Here is a 19,421-nt window from a genome sequence, read left to right on the forward strand (position 1 = left end):
TTTGGGGGTAAATTACCCTCAATTTTTTTATTAAGAGCAAAATCTTATTAAATGGAGTAAGAATTAATGGCTACTATTAACCAGTTGGTGCGTAAGCCGCGTAAAGACAAAGTTAAAAAGTCTAACGTCCCTGCGCTTGAAGCATGTCCTCAGCGTCGTGGTGTATGTACGCGTGTTTATACAACAACACCTAAGAAGCCTAACTCTGCCCTACGTAAAGTTGCACGTGTTCGCTTGACCAATGGATATGAAGTTTCTACTTATATCGGTGGTGAAGGGCATAACTTGCAAGAGCACTCCGTGATTTTGATTCGCGGTGGTCGTGTAAAAGATTTACCTGGTGTGCGTTATCATACAGTGCGCGGTGCATTAGACTGTGCTGGTGTTGATAAACGTAGACAAGGTCGTTCTAAGTACGGTGCGAAACGTCCTAAAGGTTAATCGCCTTTAACATACGTTTTGCGACTATTAGTGTAATATTTATACCGGAAGAGTAAGAATGGCAAGAAGAAGAGAAATACCAAAAAGACAAGTGTTACCTGATCCAAAGTTTGGTGATACTACGTTAACCAAGTTTGTAAACATGATTATGGTTAGCGGTAAGAAAGCGGTTGCTGAAAAAATCGTTTACGACGCATTGGATGTTGTTGTTGAGCGCAAAAAAGGTGGTGACCAAGCAGGATTGCTAAAAGAAGCCTTGGAAAATGTAGGGCCAATGGTAGAGGTTAAGTCTCGCCGTGTTGGTGGTGCAACTTATCAAGTGCCTGTAGAAGTTCGTCCTGAAAGAAAAATGGCTTTGGCTATGAGATGGGTTGTTGAAGCTGCTCGTAAGCGAAGCGAAAAAGGGATGATGTTAAGGCTGGCAGGCGAATTGTCGGATGCTTTGGATAACAGAGGGTCGGCGATTAAGAAGAAAGAAGATACGCATCGCATGGCAGAGGCAAACAAAGCCTTCTCCCATTTCCGTTGGTAAAATCATTGGCTCTATTTATAGAGCCTTTATTGTTTATAGCTAATTAAAAAGGTTAAGAAAGTGGCTCGTAAAACCCCTTTAGAACATTACCGTAATATTGGTATCATGGCGCACATCGATGCCGGTAAGACAACAACTACTGAGCGTATTCTGTACTACACTGGTGTGTCTCACAAGATTGGTGAGGTGCATGATGGTGCAGCAACAATGGACTGGATGGAGCAAGAGCAAGAACGTGGTATTACCATTACTTCTGCAGCTACAACTTGTTTCTGGAAAGGGATGGCTCAAAACTACCCTGAGCATCGTATTAACATTATCGATACTCCAGGCCACGTTGATTTCACTATCGAAGTAGAGCGTTCGCTACGTGTTCTTGATGGTGCGGTTACATGTTTCTGTTCTGTATCAGGTGTTGAGCCACAATCGGAAACTGTATGGCGTCAGGCTGACAAGTATGGCGTTCCACGTATGGGCTTTGTAAACAAAATGGACCGTGCAGGTGCTAACTTTTTGAACGTGGTTCAAATGGTTGTGGATCGTTTGGGTGCTACCCCTGTTCCTATGCAGTTGCCAATCGGTGCTGAAGAAAGCTTCCGTGGTATTGTTGACCTTGTGAAAATGCAAGCTATCTATTGGGAAGAAGAAAACATGGGTATGAAGTATACCTATGAAGATATTCCTGCTGACATGGTGGATGAAGCGCAAGAGTGGCACGAAAAAATGGTTGAAGCTGCAGCTGAAGCTAATGAAGAGCTAATGGAAAAATACCTTGAAGAAGGTGACTTGTCGGAAGAAGAAATTAAGGCAGGTATTCGTCAGCGTTGTATCAATGTTGAAATTGTTCCTATGTTCTGTGGTTCAGCTTTCAAAAACAAAGGTGTTCAGACGCTTTTGGATGCTGTTATTGATTATATGCCAGCTCCAATTGATGTGCCTGCAATCAAAGGTGTTCTTGAAGATGGTGAAGAGGCGTCTCGTAAGTCATCAGATGATGAGCCATTTGCTGCGCTTGCATTTAAAATCATGACTGACCCTTATGTTGGTACTTTGACGTTCTTCCGTGTTTATTCAGGTGTTCTTGAGTCAGGCAGTGCTGTTTACAACTCGGTTAAAGAAAAGCGTGAGCGAGTAGGTCGCCTATTGCAGATGCACTCTAACTCTCGTGAAGAAATTAAAGAAGTTCGCGCTGGAGATATTGCTTGTGCGGTAGGTCTAAAGGATACGACTACTGGTGATACTCTTTGTGATATGGATAAGAGAATTATCCTTGAACGTATGGAATTCCCAGAGCCTGTAATCTCTATTGCAATTGAGCCTAAGACTAAAGCTGACCAAGAAAAAATGGGTATTGCATTGCAGAAGCTTGCAGCAGAAGATCCTTCATTCCGAGTTCATACTGATGAAGAAACAAACCAAACCATTATTTCTGGTATGGGTGAGTTGCATTTGGATATCATTGTTGATCGTATGAAGCGTGAGTTTAAGGTTGAAGCAAACGTTGGCGCGCCGCAAGTATCTTACCGTGAGACAATCAAGAAAGCGGTTGAGGCTGAAGGTAAGTTTGTACGTCAGTCCGGTGGTCGTGGTCAGTATGGTCATGTAATGGTTCGCATGGAGCCGTTGGAGCCAGGGTCTGGATTTGAGTTTGTTAACTCAACTGTGGGTGGTTCTGTACCTCGTGAATACATTGGTGCTGTTGAGAAGGGTTGTAAAGCTCAGCTTGAATCAGGTGTTATTGCTGGTTACCCAATTGTTGATGTTAAGGTTGATCTATATGATGGTTCTTACCATGATGTTGACTCGAACGAAATGGCCTTTAGCATTGCTGGTGGTATGGCAATCAAAGATGGTGTTCAAAAGGCATCTCCTGTAATTCTTGAGCCGATTATGGCTGTTGAAGTAACAACTCCAGAAGAGTACATGGGTGATATTATTGGTGACTTGAACCGTCGTCGTGGTATGGTTTCGAGCATGGATGATATTCCTACTGGTAAGTCAATTAAGGCTGAAGTACCTCTTTCTGAAATGTTTGGTTATTCAAACCAGATGCGTTCATTGACGCAAGGTCGTGCAAACTATAGTATGACATTCTTGAAGTACAATGATGCACCATCAAACATTCAAGAAGAAATTATCGCTAAAGCGAAAAAAGGTTAATTTTTAATTTTTAATTAAAGGACTTTGAGAAATGGCAAAGGAAAAGTTTGAACGTAGTAAGCCGCACGTAAACGTTGGTACGATTGGTCACGTTGACCATGGTAAGACAACTCTTACAGCGGCGTTGACAATTGTACAAGGTAAGAAGTTTGGTGGTGACGTAAAAGGTTACGATCAAATCGATAACGCACCAGAAGAGCGTGCACGTGGTATCACTATCTCAACTGCACACGTAGAATATGAGTCAGAAACTCGTCACTACGCGCACGTTGACTGCCCAGGCCATGCTGACTATGTTAAAAACATGATCACTGGTGCTGCACAGATGGATGGTGCAATCCTAGTATGTTCTGCTGCAGATGGCCCGATGCCACAAACGCGTGAGCACATTCTTCTATCTCGTCAGGTAGGTGTACCTTACATCGTTGTTTTCCTAAACAAAGTTGACATGGTAGATGATGAAGAGCTACTAGAATTGGTAGAAATGGAAGTTCGTGAACTTCTAGATATGTACGAATTCCCTGGTGACGATACACCTGTAATCATGGGTTCTGCACTTAAAGCAATCGAAGGTGACCCAGCGTACGAAGCAAAAATCAGTGAGTTGGTTGAAGCACTAGATACTTACATCCCAACACCAGAGCGTGACACAGACAAGCCATTCCTAATGCCTGTAGAAGATATTTTCTCAATCCAAGGTCGTGGTACGGTAGCAACTGGTCGTGTTGAAACAGGTGTTGTTAAAGTTGGTGAAGAAATCGAAATCGTTGGTATTCGCCCAACTACAACTACAACTGTAACAGGTGTAGAAATGTTCCGTAAGCTTCTAGATCAAGGTGAAGCTGGTGATAACGTAGGTATCCTATTGCGTGGTACTAAGCGTGAAGACATCGAACGTGGTCAAGTATTGGCTCACAAAGGAACTGTTAAGCCACATACTAAGTTTGAAGCTGAAGTATACGTATTGTCAAAAGATGAAGGTGGACGTCACACTCCATTCTTTAACGGTTACCGTCCACAGTTCTACTTCCGTACAACTGACGTAACTGGTGCGTGTGAACTACCAGCAGGAACAGAAATGGTAATGCCTGGTGATAACGTACAAATGACAGTTGAATTGATCAACCCGATCGCAATGTCAGAAGGTCTACGTTTCGCAATCCGTGAAGGTGGACGTACAGTTGGTGCAGGTGTTGTTGCTAAAATTCTTGAATAAGAATTTTTAACGCATCTGTCGAGCGGATGTTGGTAAAGAAAATTAATTGTAAAATTAATTATTTATTGCTATAATCCGCACCCTCTACTGAGCAGTGGCTTTTAATAGCCGCTGCTTTTCTTTTTTTTGTTATAAGAGAAATGGTTATGGCGACTCAAAATATTCGTATTCGCTTGAAAGCGTTTGATCATCGTTTAATTGATCAATCTGCGCGTGAAATTACGGAAACAGCAAAGAGAACTGGTGCGCAAGTTCGTGGTCCAATTCCTATGCCAACTCGTAAAGAGCGTTTTACAGTATTGATTTCTCCACACGTAAACAAAGATGCTCGTGATCAGTACGAAATTCGTACGCACAAGCGTTTGCTAGATATTGTTGATCCTACTGATAAGACAGTTGATGCTTTGATGAAGTTGGATTTAGCAGCTGGTGTGGATGTTCAATTGGAGCTTCGTTAATTCGAAGGTTTTAAGGTTAATCATCAATCGTAATGATTAATGGCAATAATAATGAGGTAACGTTATGAGTATTGGTGTTGTAGGTACCAAAATTGGTATGACTCGCATATTCAATGAAGACGGTGTATCTACTCCTGTAACGGTTGTGGAGGTTTCTCCTAATCGTATTACTCAAATCAAGAACGATCAATTGGATGGTTACAATGCCATTCAAGTGACCATGGGCAAAAAGCACGCAGGTCGTGTTTCTAAACCTGAAGCTGGGCATTTTGCAAAAGCAGGTGTTGAAGCTGGTCTTGGTTTGTGGGAGTTCCGTTTTGAAAATGATGCAGATATCGAGGGTCTTGAATTGGGATCAGAGATTACTGTTGAAAAATTTACAGATGTAACAAAAGTAGATGTTACAGGAACAACCAAAGGTAAGGGTTTTGCAGGTGCAGTAAAGCGCCATAATTTTAGAATGCAAGACGCTACTCATGGTAACTCATTGTCTCACCGTGCGCCTGGTTCGATTGGTCAAAACCAAACGCCTGGTCGTGTATTTAAAGGCAAGAAGATGGCCGGTCATATGGGTGATGTAAAACAAACCACTCTTAACCTTGATTTGGTTAAGGTTGATGTTGAAAATTCATTGCTTTTGATCAAGGGTGCATTGCCTGGTGCGAAAGGCTGTACTGTAATCGTACGCAAAGCAATTAAGTAAGGTGGGCATGATGGATTTGAAATTAATTGAATTATCAAGCGGAAAAGAAACAGGTGCATTGAGTGTGTCTGATTCTGTTTTCGGTGTTGAGTTTAATGAACCTCTTGTGCATCAGGTTGTAACTGCTTATATGGCAGGTGCGCGTTCTGGTACAAAAGGTCAAAAAAATCGCTCGGCAGTGAGTGGTGGTGGTGCTAAGCCGTGGGCACAGAAGGGTTCTGGTAGAGCTCGTGCTGGTACATCTAGAAGCCCAGTGTGGATTGGTGGTGGTCGTGCATTCCCTGGCCATAACCGCGATTTTTCTCAGAAAGTTAACAAGAAAATGTATCGTGGAGCAATGCGCGCTATTTTTTCTGAGCTTGCTAGAAGTGGTCGTTTGGTGGTTGTTGATGACTTTAAGGTTGATGCGCCAAAGACTAAAGAATTTAATGCCAAATTGGCATCGTTGAAAATTAAAGATGCACTGGTTGTTACAGAAGGTTTTGATGAGTACTTGTATTTGTCTTGTCGTAACCTTTATAACGCGGATGTTTGTGACGTGAGTTCACTTGATCCTGTTAGTTTGGTTGGTTTTCAGTCAGTAGTTGTAACACAAGCAGCTGTTAAGCAGATTGAGGAGAATTTGGGATGAGTCAAGAACGTATATTAAAAGTTTTGTTGGCCCCTCATGTTTCTGAGAAGTCTGCAAGACTTGCTGATGCTTCTGAGCAGTATATTTTTAGAGTGCTACCTAGTGCGACAAAACCTGAAGTAAAAATGGCAGTAGAGTCATTATTTGATGTAAAAGTTCAATCAGTAAATATGATTAACATCAAAGGTAAAAAGAAAGTCTTCAAGGGTCGTGTTGGTAAGCGTAATGACATCAAAAAGGCTATTGTTCGCCTAGCTCCAGGTCAAGAAATTGACTTTGTTGGTGCGGAATAAGAGGGTTAAGTAGATGGCTATTATTAAAAAAGCAAAACCGACATCTCCTGGACGTCGTTTCGTTGTCAATATTGTTGAGCCTGACCTGCATAAAGGTAAACCACATTCTGCGCTTTTGGAGAAAAAGTCTAAGAAGGGTGGTCGTAATGCAAATGGTAGAATCACTGTAAGACATCAAGGTGGTGGGCATAAGCAACATTACCGTTTGGTTGATTTTAAACGTGGAAAAGATGGTATTCCTGCGACTGTAGAACGTCTGGAGTATGATCCAAACCGTTCTGCGCACATCGCATTGTTGAAATATGCGGATGGTGAACGTGCTTATATTTTGGCACCGAAAAACATTCAATCAGGTGATGTTGTAGAGTCTGGTGAAACAGTTTCAATCAAAGTTGGTAATGCACTTCCTTTGAGAAATATCCCAGTTGGTACCATTGTTCATGCGCTTGAGATGCGTCCTGGAAAAGGCGCTCAAATCGCAAGAAGTGCTGGTGCCTCTGTTCAAATCGCTGGTCGTGACGGTGCATATGTACTTGTTAAATTGCGTTCTGGTGAAATGCGTAAAATTCTTGCTGAATGTCGTGCAACTATCGGTGAAGTAGGTAACTCTGAACATGCGCTTAGAAAGCTTGGTAAAGCTGGTGCAAAACGTTGGAGAGGTGTTCGTCCTACTGTTCGTGGTGTTGCAATGAACCCGGTTGATCACCCGCATGGTGGTGGTGAAGGGCGTACTTCTGGTGGTCGTAACCCTGTTACGCCATGGGGTGTTCCGACTAAAGGTAAGAAGACACGTAGTAACAAACGTACAAATAACATGATTGTACGTCGTAGAAACAGCAAATAAGGAAGGACAGAATGCCACGTTCAGTTAAAAAAGGACCTTTTGTAGATCATCACTTAGCAAAAAAGGTGATGGAGGCGCAAGAATCTGGTAATAAACGTCCAATCAAAACTTGGTCAAGAAGATCTGTGATTCTTCCTGACATGATTGGGTTGACCATTGCTGTTCATAATGGGAAAGAGCATATCCCTGTATATGTTTCTGAGAACATGGTTGGACACAAGTTGGGTGAGTTTTCAATGACTCGTACTTACCGTGGTCATGCGGCCGATAAGAAAGCGAAGAGATAAGGAGAAATTAAATGCAAGTAAGTGCTACACATAGATTTGCCCGCATCTCTCCGCAGAAAGCGCGTCTGGTTGCAGATCAAATTCGCGGTAAAGATGTAGAAGCAGCTGTTAATATCCTGGCTTTCAGTGATAAAAAAGCAGCCCAGCTGATGAGTAAAGTTCTGAACTCAGCAATTGCAAATGCCGAAAATAATGAAGGCGCTGATATTGATGAGTTGAAAGTAACTTCTGCTTACGTTGACGAAGCTCCTGTTATGAAAAGAATGAGAGCTAGAGCTAAAGGGCGTGGAAATCGCATCCTAAAGCGTACAAGTCATATTACAGTCACTGTTGGCGATAAGTAAGGAGAATCAGTATGGGACAAAAAGTACATCCTATTGGGATTCGTTTAGGGATTACCAAAGATTGGAACGCTCGCTGGTATGCAGATAGTAAAAACTATTCTGATTTTCTTGTCAGTGATGTTGAAATTCGTAAAGAACTTAGCGAGAAGTTGAAACATGCTTCTGTAAGTAAAATTAATATTGAGCGTGTGGCTAATGGTATTCGTGTTGCGATCCATACGGCTAGACCTGGTGTCGTTATCGGTAAGAAAGGTGAAGACATTGAAAAATTGAAGGCTTCTTTGATGGCGAAAACTGGTATGCCAGTGAATATTGCTATTGAAGAGATCAAAAAGCCTGAGCTTGATGCGAAATTGGTTGCTGAGAGTATCGCTCAACAGCTTGAAAAGCGTATTCAATTCCGTCGTGCTATGAAGCGTGCGGTCGGAAATGCAATGCGTCTTGGTGCAGAAGGTATTAAAGTAAATGTTTCTGGTCGTTTGAATGGAGCTGAAATTGCTCGTGCAGAATGGTACAGAGAAGGGCGTGTTCCTCTTCACACTTTGCGTGCAGATATCGATTATGCAACTTTCGAAGCTGACACTACTTACGGAAAGATTGGTGTAAAAGTTTGGATCTTTAAAGGTGAAAAACTTGAAAAAATCTCTATGGTAAGTGATGACAAGAAGCAGGCGAAAGCCAAGAAAGCTCGTAATTAAGGGGATAGCTTGTTATGTTAATGCCAAAACGTACAAAATTTAGAAAAATGCATAAAGGCCGTAACCGTGGTCTAGCAAACGTTGGTAACAAGGTTAGCTTTGGTCAGTTCGGTTTGAAAGCTGTTGAGCGTGGTCGTATGACATCTCGCCAAATTGAGGCAGGTCGTCGTGTTATGACTCGTAAAGTTCGCCGTGGTGCGAAAATCTGGATTCGTGTTTTCCCTGATAAGCCGATTACCAATAAGCCACTAGAGGTTCGTATGGGTAAAGGTAAGGGGTCTGTTGAATACTGGGTTGCTCAAATTCAACCAGGTCGTGTCCTTTATGAAATGCAAGGTGTTGATGAAACGGTTGCTCGTGAAGCATTTGAGCTTGCAGCAGCTAAGCTACCTTTCAAAACACAATTTGTAACTAGAACGGTGATGTAAATGACTGCAGAATTGAAAACTAAATCTGTTGAAGAGCTTAAAGAAGAGCTGTTGGCTCTTCTTCAAGAGCAATTTAACTTGAGAATGCAACATGCGACTGGTCAGTTGAAAAACACTGCTCAATTGAAAACAGTTCGCCGTTCTGTTGCAAGAGTTAAAACCATCATTCGTGAAAAAGTGAGTAAATAAGAATGGCTGGTCAAGAAAATAAAGCACGTACAATGCAGGGTGTTGTTGTAAGCAACGGGATGGAAAAATCAATTGTTGTTTCTATCGAACGTTTTATCAAACACTCTAAATACAAGAAGTTCGTTAAGAAGTCTACAAAACTAATGGCACATGATGCAGATAATACTGCAGGTGTTGGCGATAAGGTAACGATTGCAGAATGCAAGCCTTTATCAAAAAACAAATCATGGACACTAGTAAGTGTGGATGAGAAAGCAGCTCTTTAATAAGGGTTGCATAAGATAAAAATTTTGATATAATACGCAAAATTTTTAAAACCGCCATTGTGGCCAAGCCTATTTTGATAGGGACTAGCTACTTTGGTGGTTTTTGTGTTGTTTATAAAATAATTTTGGATGGAGTTCCATCATGATTCAAATGCAAACTGTGCTTGATGTTGCTGATAACAGTGGCGCGCGTAGAGTCCAATGTATCAAAGTATTGGGTGGTTCAAAGCGTCGCTATGCAAGTGTTGGTGACATTATTAAAGTTGCTGTAAAAGAAGCAACTCCACGCGGAAAAGTGAAAAAAGGTGATGTTTATAATGCAGTTGTTGTAAGAACAGCTTCTGGTGTTAGACGTCAAGATGGTTCAAAAATTAAATTTGATGGCAATGCTGCTGTTATTTTGAATGCAAAGCTGGAGCCAATCGGAACCCGTATTTTTGGCCCTGTTACTCGTGAGCTTCGTAACGATCGTTTCATGAAGATTGTTTCATTGGCTCCAGAAGTTTTATAAGGAATTAATGATGAATCGTCTAAGAAAAGGTGATGAGGTTATCGTTATTGCAGGTAAAGATAAGGGAAAACGTGGATCGGTTTCTCACGTAATGCAGAACGGTAAATTACTTGTAGATGGGATTAATTTAGCAAAAAAACACGTTAAGCCAAATCCTATGACAGGAGAGCAGGGTGGTATCGTTTCTAAGGAAATGCCAATCGATGCTTCAAATGTTGCTTTGTATAACCCTGAGACAAAGAAAGCTGACCGTGTTGGGATTAAGGTTGAGGACGATAAGAAAGTTCGCTTCTTTAAATCTAATGGTAAAGCGGTTGACGCTTAAGAGTAGGTTTAGATATGGCAAGATTACAAAAAGTATATAAGGATCAAGTTCTTCCACAATTGATGGAGAAGTTTGGTTACAAGTCTCCAATGCAGGCGCCAAAACTGTCTAAAATTACAGTAAACATGGGTGTCGGTGAAGCTATTGGTGATAAAAAATTCCTTGATAATGCAGTTGCTGATATGGAAGCGATTACTGGTCAAAAAGCATTGAGAACAGTTGCTCGTAAATCTGTTGCAAGCTTTAAAGTTCGTGATGGTTATCCACTTGGATGTAAAGTTACTCTCCGTGGCGAGAAAATGTATGAGTTTCTTGATCGTTTGATCAATATTGCTCTACCTCGTGTGCGTGACTTCCAAGGTGTTAAAGCAAATGCATTTGATGGTCGCGGAAACTATAACCTAGGTGTTAAAGAGCAAATTATCTTCCCAGAGATTGAATTCGAAAAGGTTGACAAAATTCGTGGTATGGACATTAACTTCACTACTACTGCGTCAACTAACGAAGAAGCTAAAGCTCTTTTAGAAGCCTTTAATTTCCCATTTAAAAAGTAATAGAGGTTTCTTATGGCTAAACAATCAATGATTGCAAGAGAAAAGAAACGCGCAAAAACGGTTTCTAAATATGCTGCAAAACGCGCTGAGCTTAAAAAAGTATCTGTTGATCTGACTTTGAGCTTTGAAGAGCGAATGGATGCAATTGAGAAGTTGAATAAGCTTCCTAGAAATGCTTCACCTGTTCGTCAACAAAATCGTTGTCGTTTGACAGGACGTCCTCATGGTGTGTATAGAAAGTTCGGGTTATCACGTAATATGCTAAGACAGTTGGCTATGCAGGGTGATGTACCTGGTTTAAGAAAAGCAAGTTGGTAAGGATAAAATAATATGAGTATGTCTGACCCAATAGCGGATATGTTAACTCGCATTCGAAATGGCCAGATGGCTGGGCATTCGAGTGTTATTATGCCGTCATCTAAAGTAAAAGTTGCAGTTGCAAAAGTGCTTGCAGATGAAGGTTATGTGAATGCATATAGCGTGAATGAAAAAGATGGTAAGTCTGAGTTGGCTTTGGATTTGAAATATTATGACGGTAAGCCTGTAATCGAAATGATCAAGCGCGTTAGTCGTCCTGGTCTTCGTGTTTACAAAAACAAAGATGAATTACCAAAAGTAATCGGTGGCCTTGGAGTTGCAATTGTTTCAACTTCTAAGGGTGTAATGTCTGACCGCGCAGCGAGAAGTGCTGGAGTTGGCGGTGAGATCATTTGTTACATAGCATAAGGAGAAGTTGCAATGTCAAGAATCGCTAAGTCTCCTATTGCTGTCCCAGCAGGTGTGGAAATTAAAGTTAATGGTACTGAAGTAGCTGTAAAAGGCTCAAAAGGTGCATTAACAAAAGTGTTCAATGATGCTGTTGTTGTTGATGTTAACGATGGAGTTGTTAATGTTTCTCCTAAAACTGAAACAAAAACAGGATGGGCGCAAGCTGGTACTGCAAGATCAATTATCAGCAACATGGTTGTTGGTGTAACAGAAGGTTTTGAAAAGCGTCTAAATTTGGTCGGTGTTGGTTACCGTGCGCAAGCACAAGGTAAAGTTCTTAACTTGACCCTAGGTTTTTCTCATCCAGTTAATCACGAGCTTCCAGAAGGAATTACAGTAGAAACTCCTTCTCAAACAGAAATCGTAGTTAAGGGTGCTGATAAGCAAGTTGTTGGTCAAGTAGCCGCAGAAATTAGAGGTTATCGTCCGCCTGAGCCTTATAAAGGTAAAGGTGTTAAGTACTCTGATGAGTGGATCCTTCGTAAAGAAGCTAAGAAGAAGTAAAGGTTGGGAAAAGATATGGATAAGAAAACTACCCGACTACGTAGAGCTAAAAAGATTAGAGCAAAAGTGTCTGCACAGAAAGTGGCTCGTTTGTGCGTACATCGCACACCTAAGCACATTTATGCTCAAATTATTTCTGCAGACGGTACTACCGTTATTGCTGCTAGCTCAACAGTACAAGCGGATATTAAAAAAGAAGTTGGTTTTGGTGGAAATAAAGATGCTGCCAAAATCGTTGGTAAGTCTATTGCTGAAAAAGCAAAAGCGGCAGGTATTGAGTCTGTTGCATTTGATAGATCTGGATTTAAATACCACGGTCGTATTCAGGAACTAGCAGATTCAGCCCGTGAAAACGGTCTTCAATTTTAAGAGAAGGGATAACGATGTCTTCAAAAGAAATGCAAGAAGGTCAAGACGGTCTTATCGAAAAATTGGTATCTGTTCGCCGAGTTGCTAAAGTAGTAAAAGGTGGGCGTGTATTCGGTTTTTCTGCACTTACTGTTGTAGGTGACGGAGAAGGTCGTGTTGGTTACGGAAGTGGTAAAGCGAGCGAAGTTCCTGTTGCAATTAAAAAAGCAATGGAAAAAGCGCGTCGTAACATGAAAGATGTTCATCTAAACGGAGCAACTCTTCAATACCCAATCAACTTTAAACAAGGTGCTGCAAACATTGTATTGCTTCCTGCTTCTGATGGTACAGGTATCATCGCAGGTGGTGCGATGCGTGCGGTGTTGGAAGCTGCTGGTGTAAAAGACGTATTAGCAAAATGTGTTGGTACTACGCGTCCAGTTAACGTTGTTCGTTCAACTGTAAATGCACTAACAAGCATGAGTAGCCCAGACATGATTGCTGCAAAGCGCGGCAAATCTGTTGAAGAAATTTTAGGTGAGTAATATGTCAGATAAGAAAACGTTGAATGTTACTTTGGTTAAAAGCACTATTGGGCGTTTGCCAGCACACAAGGCTTGTGTATCTGGCTTGGGTCTAAGAAGAATGCACCAAACTGTAACAGTTATTGATACGCCAGAAAATCGTGGCATGATCAATAAAGTTTCCTATCTGCTAAAAGTAGAGGAAGCTTAAGATGTATTTGAATAGTTTAAAACCTGCTGAGGGTGCAAAGACTGACGCTAAGCGTAAAGGTCGCGGTCAAGGTTCCGGTAACGGGAAAATGGCTGGACGTGGTCATAAAGGTCAGAAGTCTCGTTCAGGTGGGATGCCAAAAATCGGGTTTGAAGGTGGACAAATGCCTTTGCAACGTCGTTTGCCAAAGATTGGGTTTACTTCAAGAAAATCCCGTTTTGTTGCGGAGCTTCGTTTAGATGATTTAACTAAAGTTAATGCTGATGTAATTGACTTGGCTGCAATCAAAGCGGCTGACTTAGTTGCTGATAACATTAAATCGGTAAAAGTTGTAAACACTGGTGAAATCACTAAGGCAGTTAAGTTATCTGGCATTAGAACGACTGCTGGAGCTAAAGCTGCAATTGAAGCTGCAGGCGGAACAGTAGAAGCTTAATTATGAAAACGAGATCAATTGATAATTCTGGCGCCAACGAGCTAAGTCGAAAAATATTTTTCGTTTTGGGAGCGTTGATTGTATACAGATTGGGAACGCATGTTCCTGTTCCATTAATTGATCCCGTTGCACTAGCTGCAATGTTCGAGCAACAAAAGGGCACTATTCTAGACATGTTTAACATGTTTTCTGGAGGTGCCCTTCAGCGTTTATCAATCCTAGCTTTGGGAATTATGCCTTATATTTCTGCATCCATTATTATGCAGTTATTGACGGTAGTATCGCCTTCTTTGGAACAGTTAAAGAAAGAAGGTGGTGAGGCTGGGCGTCGCAAAATTACACAATATACTCGTTATGGTACTGTGGTGTTGGCAACGTTCCAGGCTCTAGGTGTTTCCATTGCATTGGAATCTCAAAACATCAACGGTATGGCGGTTGTGCTTGAACCAGGAATTTGGTTTAAGGTGATTGCAGTTACGACATTGGTGAGTGGGACGATTTTCTTGATGTGGCTTGGAGAGCAAATCACTGAAAGAGGGATTGGAAATGGTATTTCGCTGATCATTTTTGCAGGTATTGTTGCGGGGCTTCCTAAAGCACTAGGTGGAACTTTTGAGCAGGTTAATACAGGTGCGATGCATGCAATTACTGCATTTGTTCTGTTGATTCTTGTATTTCTTGTTATCGCATTTGTTGTTTTTGTGGAAAGGGGTCAAAGAAGATTACCTATCCATTATGCCCAACAGATGAGAGGCAGAAAACTTTATGGTGGTCAGCAAAGCCATTTGCCTTTAAAGCTAAATATGGCGGGTGTTATTCCTCCAATTTTTGCATCAAGCATTATTCTGTTCCCGGCGACCCTTGGTGGTTGGTTTGGATCAGCTGAAAATATGGGATGGTTGAAAGACATTGCAACAACGATGTCTCCAGGTCAGCCTTTATATATTCTGGCTTATGCCGCGGCAATTATTTTCTTTTGTTTCTTTTATACAGCGATCGTATTTGATCCAAAAGAAATAGCAAATAATCTAGCAAAATCAGGGGCGTTCTTGAAGGGTATCCCTCCTTACAAGGCTACCGAAAAAAGGCTAGATTCAGTCATGAGTAGATTGACTCTTGCTGGGGCGATTTACATTACTTTGGTGTGTTTGTTGCCAGAGTTCTTGATTTTGTATTGGAATGTACCGTTCTATTTTGGCGGCACATCCCTGTTGATTATCGTTGTGGTTGTTATGGACTTTATGACAAATGTCCAAGCTCATATGCAATCAGGACAATATGAAAACATGATGAAGAAAGCAAATTTAAAAGGAAGGTAATTTGATTTAAGTGTCAAACATTTACTTCAAATTATCGCTAGTAATTTAAAGTGAAAGTGAGTATAATTGCTCGTTTTTCGGTAGATGGATAGTTAAGGAGCGCAAAATGGCTCGTATTGCCGGCGTAAATATTCCACAAAACAAGCATATTGTTATTGGATTAAGATCGATCTACGGTGTTGGTCAAACAACAGCTCAAAAAATTTGTGATGCTGTAAAGTTGGATCCAACTACTAAGGTTCGAGATCTAACTGAAGATCAGTTAGAAGCTCTGCGTGCAGAAGTAACGAATTACAAAATTGAAGGTGACTTGAGACGTGATGTTTCTATGAACATCAAGCGTCTTATGGATATGGGTTGTTACCGTGGTATTCGTCATCGTCGTAGTCTTCCATTAAGAGGACAGCGTACTAAGACAAATGCACGTACCCGTAAAGGTCCTAAGAAGCCTATTAAGCGTTAAGCACTAATTTAGAGAATAGATATGGCAAAAGCAAAAACTCGTGTTAAAAAGAAGGCCAAACAAGTCGTAACTGATGCAGTTGCGCATGTTCATGCTACTTTTAATAACACCATTGTGACGATTACCGACCGTCAAGGTAATGCTCTTTGTTGGGCTACTGCTGGTGGTAGTGGTTTCCGTGGTTCGCGTAAAAGCACTCCTTTTGCAGCGCAGGTTGCTGCAGAGAAAGCGGGTCAGCTAGCGACAGAGTATGGTGTTAAAAATATGGACGTTATGGTTAAAGGCCCAGGGCCAGGACGTGATTCTGCCGTTAGAGGATTGAACAGCGTTGGTTTCAAAATTACATCTATTGCTGATGTAACACCAATCCCTCATAACGGATGTCGTCCACCTAAGAAACGTCGCGTTTAATTAGAGGTAGTAGATAGATGGCTAGATATATTGGTCCAAAGTGTAAACTGTCTCGCCGTGAAGGTACTGATCTGTTTTTGAAGAGCGGTGTTCGTAGCATCGAATCAAAATGTAAGATCGATCAGCTTCCTGGTCAGCATGGTGCTGGTCGTAAGCGTGTTACCGAATATGGTTTACAGTTAAGAGAAAAACAAAAAGTTCGTAGAATCTATGGAGTTCTTGAGAAGAAGTTCCGTCTTTACTATAAAGAAGCGGATCGTCGCAAAGGTTCAACTGGTGTTAACCTTCTACAAATTCTAGAATCAAGACTTGATAACGTTGTCTACAGAATGGGATTCGCTTCTACAAGAGCTGAAGCTCGTCAGTTGGTTTCTCATAAGGCAATCCAAGTAAACGGACAGGCTGTTAACATCCCTTCTTTTGAAGTTTCTGCAGGTGATGTTGTCAGCATAAGAGAAAAATCACGCAATCAGTCTCGTATTGCAACTGCACTAGAATTGAGTGCACAAGCAGGTAACGTTAGCTGGGTAGAAGTTGATACCTCTAAGTTTGAAGGTGTTTTCAAATCTGTACCAGATCGTACTGATTTATCTTCAGATATTTCTGAAAACTTGATTGTAGAGCTTTACTCTAAGTAACCCTTTGAAACGGAGATAACTTCTCATGCAAGAAATGCTAGAGCAGCTACTGACTCCACGTTTAGTAGATATCAAAAAAGTAAATGGTTTTCATAGCCGTGTGACTTTAGAGCCATTAGAACGTGGTTTTGGGCATACGCTTGGAAATGCTCTAAGAAGAATTCTTTTATCATCAATGCCAGGTGCTGCGATTGTAGAAGCACAAATTGATGGTGTACTACATGAGTACTCATCAATTGAAGGTGTACGTGAAGATGTTTTAGAGATTCTTCTTAATTTAAAAGAGGTTTCTATTAAATTAAACGAAAGCTCTGAGGCTGAATTAACTCTAAGCAAGAAAGGTCCAGCTGTTGTTACTGCTGGCGATATTCAGCTAAATCATGATACTGAAGTTATGAATCCAGACTTGGTTATTGCTCACTTAAGCGAAGGCGCTGAGTTGTCAATGACTTTAAAAGTGGAAAAGGGAATTGGTTATCGTGCATCGGTACAGTCTGATGATACCTCTATTGGTTCATTGAAACTGGATGCAAGTTTCAGCCCTGTTCAAACTGTAAGCTATGAAGTGCAAAATGCACGTGTAGAACAGAGAACAGACTTAGACAAATTAATTCTTGATGTTGTAACTGATGGAACTCTAGATCCTGAAGATGCAATCAAACAAGCAGCGACTGTATTACATTACCAGTTGATTGCGTTTGTTGATCTGAAGCATAAAGAGATCGTTGTACAGGAAGAAGAAGAAAACGAATTTGATCCTATTTATCTACAACCAGTAGATGATTTGGAATTGACTGTTCGTTCAGCGAACTGCTTGAAAGCTGAGCAGATTTACTATATCGGTGATCTTGTACAAAGAGCAGAATCAAGCTTATTGAAAACGCCTAATTTAGGTAAAAAATCTTTGCAGGAAATCAAAGACGTGCTTGCACAAAGAGGTCTTGGTTTAGGAACAAAACTCGAAAACTGGCCACCTTCAAGCTTGGTCAGCAAAGAGTCAGCATAATTTAAAGGAAACACTCATGCGTCATCGTAAAAGTGGTCGTAAATTAAATCGCAATAGTTCACATCGCAAGGCAATGTTTAGAAACATGTCGGCTTCTTTGATTGAGCACGAAGTGATTAAAACAACTGTTGCGAAAGCAAAAGAGTTGCGCACCATTGCTGAGCCATTAATTACTCTGGCTAAGCAGGATAGTGTGCATAACAGAAGAGTTGCTTTTTCACGTTTGCGTGATAAAGCTGCGGTAGGTAAATTGTTCACTGATTTGGGACCTCGTTATGAGTCTCGTCCAGGCGGATATATTCGCATTTTGAAATGCGGCTACCGTGATGGTGATAATGCACCTATGGCTTATGTTGAATTGGTTGATCGTCCAGTAGTGGAATCAGCTGAAGAAGCTTAAGCTTTAAGGCCAGCGCAAGCTGGCTTTTTTATATGTCAAAGTTATTTGATACACATTGCCATTTCATCGATTTCGACATCGATACCATAACCAGTCTCATCCCCTTACTTTCCCATATAGAGCTCTTGTCAGTTTCAAAGTCACCAGAAGATTGGTTGCCGAATATTGATATTTCTTCTAATTATCAGAATATTTACCCTGCATTGGGTATTCATCCTTGGTTTGTTCGGAACAGTCATTCGCTTGAAGATGATTTGATTAGGCTTGATGAACTCGTTAGTTCAGAACACATAAAAGTGCTTGGTGAAATAGGCCTGGATTTTGCAGAGGAATATCTTTCAACGCAGTCAATACAGGAACGCTATTTTGCTGCTCAAGTTGAGCTTTCAGCCAAGCGGGGATTGTCGTTATCAATACACTGCAGAAAGGCATTTGATGCGGTTTTATCTGAACTAAAGGAAAATAATATTGAACGTGCTGTTATGCATGGCTTTTCTGGTTCACATGAGCAAGCGAAGCCATTCATTGAAATGGGATATAAGTTAGGAGTTGGGCCTCAGGTGTTAAATCTTCAGTCGACTAAATACGAAAAACTGGTAAAGTATGCGCCACTCGATTCTCTTGTGCTTGAAACCGACGCTCCATATTCAAAATTTGGTTCCGAAATGAATTTACCACAACGTCTGCAAGCTATTTCAGAGCGGATTGCAGCAATAAAAATGGTTTCATTGGAAGAAGTTGTGAGCACAAGTTACAACTCTGCTCGGCTAATTTTAGGATTGAATAATCATGATGCTGAATAATCCACTATTTGAACGTAGCTTGCTAGTATTTGGTGAAGATGGAATTAATTCACTAGTTCATTCGCATGTACTTGTCGCGGGTGTTGGTGGAGTCGGAGGCTTTGTTATCGAAGCATTAGCCCGAGCTGGTGTAGGCAAATTGACTATTGTTGACCATGATAAAGTTTCCCCATCAAATATGAACCGGCAGATTATTGCCTTAAGCTCTACATTGGGACAAAACAAAGCTGCAGTGATGAAACAGCGTATTTTGGACATTAATCCAACTTGCGATATTGAGGTGATTCAGAGCTTTTTAAAACCAGAAGATATGGATGGTTTACTTAGTCAACCCTATGATTACGTGGTGGATGCTATTGATAGCTTGAATTGTAAAGTTAACCTGGTATCCACTGCTCTCGAAAAGGGCTATAAAGTGATTGCTAGCATGGGCGCGGGGCGAAGGGTTGATCCGACAAAGATACTGATGACGGATCTAAACAAAACTCATACTTGTGGACTAGCACGCCAAGTAAGGCAGCGTTTGAGAAAGCAGGGCTATAGAAAAGGACTGACAGTTGTGTTTTCTACTGAGCTACCCAAAGCACCTGGCCCTATGGAGTCAATAGAAGGGGCAAGAGGGCGCGTTGTCAATGGTACCGCCAGCTATATGCCGGGTATGTTTGGTTTGATGATCGCTGGTAAGGTTATTCAGGATTTGGCGGAGTAAA

33 protein-coding genes are annotated in these 19,421 nt (G+C 41.2%); all 33 read left to right on the forward strand.

The features are described from left to right. The first annotated feature begins 66 nt into the window (after positions 1–66). The 33 genes from rpsL to HVMH_RS01825 all read left to right on the forward strand — a co-directional run bounded on the left by rpsL (position 67) and on the right by HVMH_RS01825 (position 19,420). Positions 67–441: a 30S ribosomal protein S12 gene (gene rpsL, locus HVMH_RS01665; protein ID WP_029910566.1), complete on the forward strand. Its 375-nt coding sequence runs from the start codon at positions 67–69 to the stop codon at positions 439–441. A gap of 58 nt (positions 442–499) precedes the next feature. Then, positions 500–973, forward strand: coding sequence for a 30S ribosomal protein S7 (rpsG, locus tag HVMH_RS01670; RefSeq protein WP_029910562.1), 474 nt, complete (start codon positions 500–502; stop codon positions 971–973). Positions 974–1,033: 60 nt separating this feature from the next. Next, positions 1,034–3,133, forward strand: a complete 2,100-nt coding sequence (gene fusA, locus HVMH_RS01675) for an elongation factor G (RefSeq protein WP_029910559.1) — start codon at positions 1,034–1,036, stop codon at positions 3,131–3,133. A 31-nt stretch (positions 3,134–3,164) separates the two neighbouring features. Next, complete coding sequence (gene tuf / locus HVMH_RS01680; protein WP_029910557.1) at positions 3,165–4,349, forward strand: elongation factor Tu; 1,185 nt, start codon at positions 3,165–3,167, stop codon at positions 4,347–4,349. A 146-nt stretch (positions 4,350–4,495) separates the two neighbouring features. Continuing rightward, positions 4,496–4,807 carry a 30S ribosomal protein S10 gene (gene rpsJ, locus HVMH_RS01685; protein WP_029910554.1) on the forward strand — a complete coding sequence of 104 codons (312 nt, stop codon included), beginning with the start codon at positions 4,496–4,498 and terminating at the stop codon, positions 4,805–4,807. A gap of 64 nt (positions 4,808–4,871) precedes the next feature. After that, the gene (gene rplC / locus HVMH_RS01690; protein WP_029910552.1) at positions 4,872–5,510 is read left to right on the forward strand and encodes a 50S ribosomal protein L3; all 639 of its coding nucleotides are present in this window, start codon (positions 4,872–4,874) and stop codon (positions 5,508–5,510) included. Between the two features lie 10 nt (positions 5,511–5,520). Then, positions 5,521–6,141 carry a 50S ribosomal protein L4 gene (gene rplD, locus HVMH_RS01695; RefSeq protein WP_029910549.1) on the forward strand — a complete coding sequence of 207 codons (621 nt, stop codon included), beginning with the start codon at positions 5,521–5,523 and terminating at the stop codon, positions 6,139–6,141. After that, positions 6,138–6,434 (forward strand): 50S ribosomal protein L23, encoded by a 297-nt coding sequence (gene rplW, locus HVMH_RS01700; RefSeq protein WP_029910545.1) that lies wholly within the window; start codon positions 6,138–6,140, stop codon positions 6,432–6,434. Before rplD ends, rplW begins: the two co-directional genes overlap by 4 nt. 13 nt (positions 6,435–6,447) lie before the next feature. Beyond that, the gene (rplB, locus tag HVMH_RS01705; RefSeq protein ID WP_029910541.1) at positions 6,448–7,278 is read left to right on the forward strand and encodes a 50S ribosomal protein L2; all 831 of its coding nucleotides are present in this window, start codon (positions 6,448–6,450) and stop codon (positions 7,276–7,278) included. An 11-nt stretch (positions 7,279–7,289) separates the two neighbouring features. Next, positions 7,290–7,565: a 30S ribosomal protein S19 gene (gene rpsS / locus HVMH_RS01710; protein ID WP_029910537.1), complete on the forward strand. Its 276-nt coding sequence runs from the start codon at positions 7,290–7,292 to the stop codon at positions 7,563–7,565. Positions 7,566–7,576: 11 nt separating this feature from the next. Continuing rightward, on the forward strand, positions 7,577–7,909 hold the full coding sequence (gene rplV / locus HVMH_RS01715; RefSeq protein WP_029910534.1) for a 50S ribosomal protein L22: 333 nt from the start codon (positions 7,577–7,579) through the stop codon (positions 7,907–7,909). A gap of 11 nt (positions 7,910–7,920) precedes the next feature. After that, positions 7,921–8,607 carry a 30S ribosomal protein S3 gene (rpsC, locus tag HVMH_RS01720; RefSeq protein ID WP_029910531.1) on the forward strand — a complete coding sequence of 229 codons (687 nt, stop codon included), beginning with the start codon at positions 7,921–7,923 and terminating at the stop codon, positions 8,605–8,607. 14 nt (positions 8,608–8,621) lie between these two features. Continuing rightward, positions 8,622–9,035 (forward strand): 50S ribosomal protein L16, encoded by a 414-nt coding sequence (gene rplP, locus HVMH_RS01725; RefSeq protein WP_029910528.1) that lies wholly within the window; start codon positions 8,622–8,624, stop codon positions 9,033–9,035. After that, complete coding sequence (gene rpmC / locus HVMH_RS01730; RefSeq protein WP_029910525.1) at positions 9,036–9,224, forward strand: 50S ribosomal protein L29; 189 nt, start codon at positions 9,036–9,038, stop codon at positions 9,222–9,224. Positions 9,225–9,226: 2 nt separating this feature from the next. Next, on the forward strand, positions 9,227–9,490 hold the full coding sequence (rpsQ, locus tag HVMH_RS01735) for a 30S ribosomal protein S17 (protein ID WP_029910522.1): 264 nt from the start codon (positions 9,227–9,229) through the stop codon (positions 9,488–9,490). Between the two features lie 142 nt (positions 9,491–9,632). Continuing rightward, on the forward strand, positions 9,633–10,001 hold the full coding sequence (gene rplN / locus HVMH_RS01740; protein WP_029910519.1) for a 50S ribosomal protein L14: 369 nt from the start codon (positions 9,633–9,635) through the stop codon (positions 9,999–10,001). 10 nt (positions 10,002–10,011) lie between these two features. Beyond that, a complete protein-coding gene (gene rplX / locus HVMH_RS01745) occupies positions 10,012–10,326 on the forward strand; it encodes a 50S ribosomal protein L24 (RefSeq protein ID WP_029910516.1) in 315 nt (104 codons plus the stop codon). 14 nt (positions 10,327–10,340) lie between these two features. Then, positions 10,341–10,880: a 50S ribosomal protein L5 gene (gene rplE, locus HVMH_RS01750; protein ID WP_029910514.1), complete on the forward strand. Its 540-nt coding sequence runs from the start codon at positions 10,341–10,343 to the stop codon at positions 10,878–10,880. 12 nt (positions 10,881–10,892) lie between these two features. Further along, positions 10,893–11,198, forward strand: coding sequence for a 30S ribosomal protein S14 (rpsN, locus tag HVMH_RS01755; RefSeq protein WP_029910512.1), 306 nt, complete (start codon positions 10,893–10,895; stop codon positions 11,196–11,198). A 12-nt stretch (positions 11,199–11,210) separates the two neighbouring features. Further along, positions 11,211–11,606 (forward strand): 30S ribosomal protein S8, encoded by a 396-nt coding sequence (gene rpsH, locus HVMH_RS01760; protein ID WP_029910510.1) that lies wholly within the window; start codon positions 11,211–11,213, stop codon positions 11,604–11,606. Between the two features lie 12 nt (positions 11,607–11,618). Next, positions 11,619–12,152, forward strand: a complete 534-nt coding sequence (rplF, locus tag HVMH_RS01765) for a 50S ribosomal protein L6 (RefSeq protein ID WP_029910507.1) — start codon at positions 11,619–11,621, stop codon at positions 12,150–12,152. 15 nt (positions 12,153–12,167) lie between these two features. After that, positions 12,168–12,521, forward strand: a complete 354-nt coding sequence (gene rplR, locus HVMH_RS01770; RefSeq protein ID WP_029910505.1) for a 50S ribosomal protein L18 — start codon at positions 12,168–12,170, stop codon at positions 12,519–12,521. A gap of 14 nt (positions 12,522–12,535) precedes the next feature. Further along, entirely contained in the window at positions 12,536–13,045 is a 510-nt protein-coding gene (rpsE, locus tag HVMH_RS01775) for a 30S ribosomal protein S5 (protein WP_029910503.1), read from the forward strand. Position 13,046: 1 nt separating this feature from the next. Beyond that, complete coding sequence (rpmD, locus tag HVMH_RS01780; RefSeq protein ID WP_029910501.1) at positions 13,047–13,235, forward strand: 50S ribosomal protein L30; 189 nt, start codon at positions 13,047–13,049, stop codon at positions 13,233–13,235. A gap of 1 nt (position 13,236) precedes the next feature. Next, a complete protein-coding gene (rplO, locus tag HVMH_RS01785) occupies positions 13,237–13,671 on the forward strand; it encodes a 50S ribosomal protein L15 (RefSeq protein ID WP_029910492.1) in 435 nt (144 codons plus the stop codon). A 2-nt stretch (positions 13,672–13,673) separates the two neighbouring features. Beyond that, positions 13,674–14,990 carry a preprotein translocase subunit SecY gene (gene secY / locus HVMH_RS01790; protein ID WP_029910489.1) on the forward strand — a complete coding sequence of 439 codons (1,317 nt, stop codon included), beginning with the start codon at positions 13,674–13,676 and terminating at the stop codon, positions 14,988–14,990. Between the two features lie 106 nt (positions 14,991–15,096). Further along, positions 15,097–15,453: a 30S ribosomal protein S13 gene (rpsM, locus tag HVMH_RS01795; protein WP_029910486.1), complete on the forward strand. Its 357-nt coding sequence runs from the start codon at positions 15,097–15,099 to the stop codon at positions 15,451–15,453. 21 nt (positions 15,454–15,474) lie between these two features. Then, complete coding sequence (gene rpsK, locus HVMH_RS01800) at positions 15,475–15,864, forward strand: 30S ribosomal protein S11 (protein ID WP_029910482.1); 390 nt, start codon at positions 15,475–15,477, stop codon at positions 15,862–15,864. A 17-nt stretch (positions 15,865–15,881) separates the two neighbouring features. Then, a complete protein-coding gene (gene rpsD, locus HVMH_RS01805; protein WP_029910479.1) occupies positions 15,882–16,502 on the forward strand; it encodes a 30S ribosomal protein S4 in 621 nt (206 codons plus the stop codon). Positions 16,503–16,527: 25 nt separating this feature from the next. Beyond that, entirely contained in the window at positions 16,528–17,508 is a 981-nt protein-coding gene (locus HVMH_RS01810) for a DNA-directed RNA polymerase subunit alpha (RefSeq protein ID WP_029910476.1), read from the forward strand. Between the two features lie 16 nt (positions 17,509–17,524). Next, the gene (gene rplQ, locus HVMH_RS01815) at positions 17,525–17,908 is read left to right on the forward strand and encodes a 50S ribosomal protein L17 (RefSeq protein ID WP_029910474.1); all 384 of its coding nucleotides are present in this window, start codon (positions 17,525–17,527) and stop codon (positions 17,906–17,908) included. Positions 17,909–17,940: 32 nt separating this feature from the next. Further along, on the forward strand, positions 17,941–18,711 hold the full coding sequence (locus HVMH_RS01820; RefSeq protein ID WP_081822723.1) for a TatD family hydrolase: 771 nt from the start codon (positions 17,941–17,943) through the stop codon (positions 18,709–18,711). Further along, the gene (locus tag HVMH_RS01825; protein WP_029910468.1) at positions 18,698–19,420 is read left to right on the forward strand and encodes a tRNA threonylcarbamoyladenosine dehydratase; all 723 of its coding nucleotides are present in this window, start codon (positions 18,698–18,700) and stop codon (positions 19,418–19,420) included. The genes HVMH_RS01820 and HVMH_RS01825 overlap by 14 nt, the downstream gene beginning before the upstream one ends. Position 19,421 lies beyond the last annotated feature (1 nt).

The organism is Hydrogenovibrio marinus (genome assembly GCF_013340845.1).
Taxonomy (GTDB): domain Bacteria; phylum Pseudomonadota; class Gammaproteobacteria; order Thiomicrospirales; family Thiomicrospiraceae; genus Hydrogenovibrio; species Hydrogenovibrio marinus.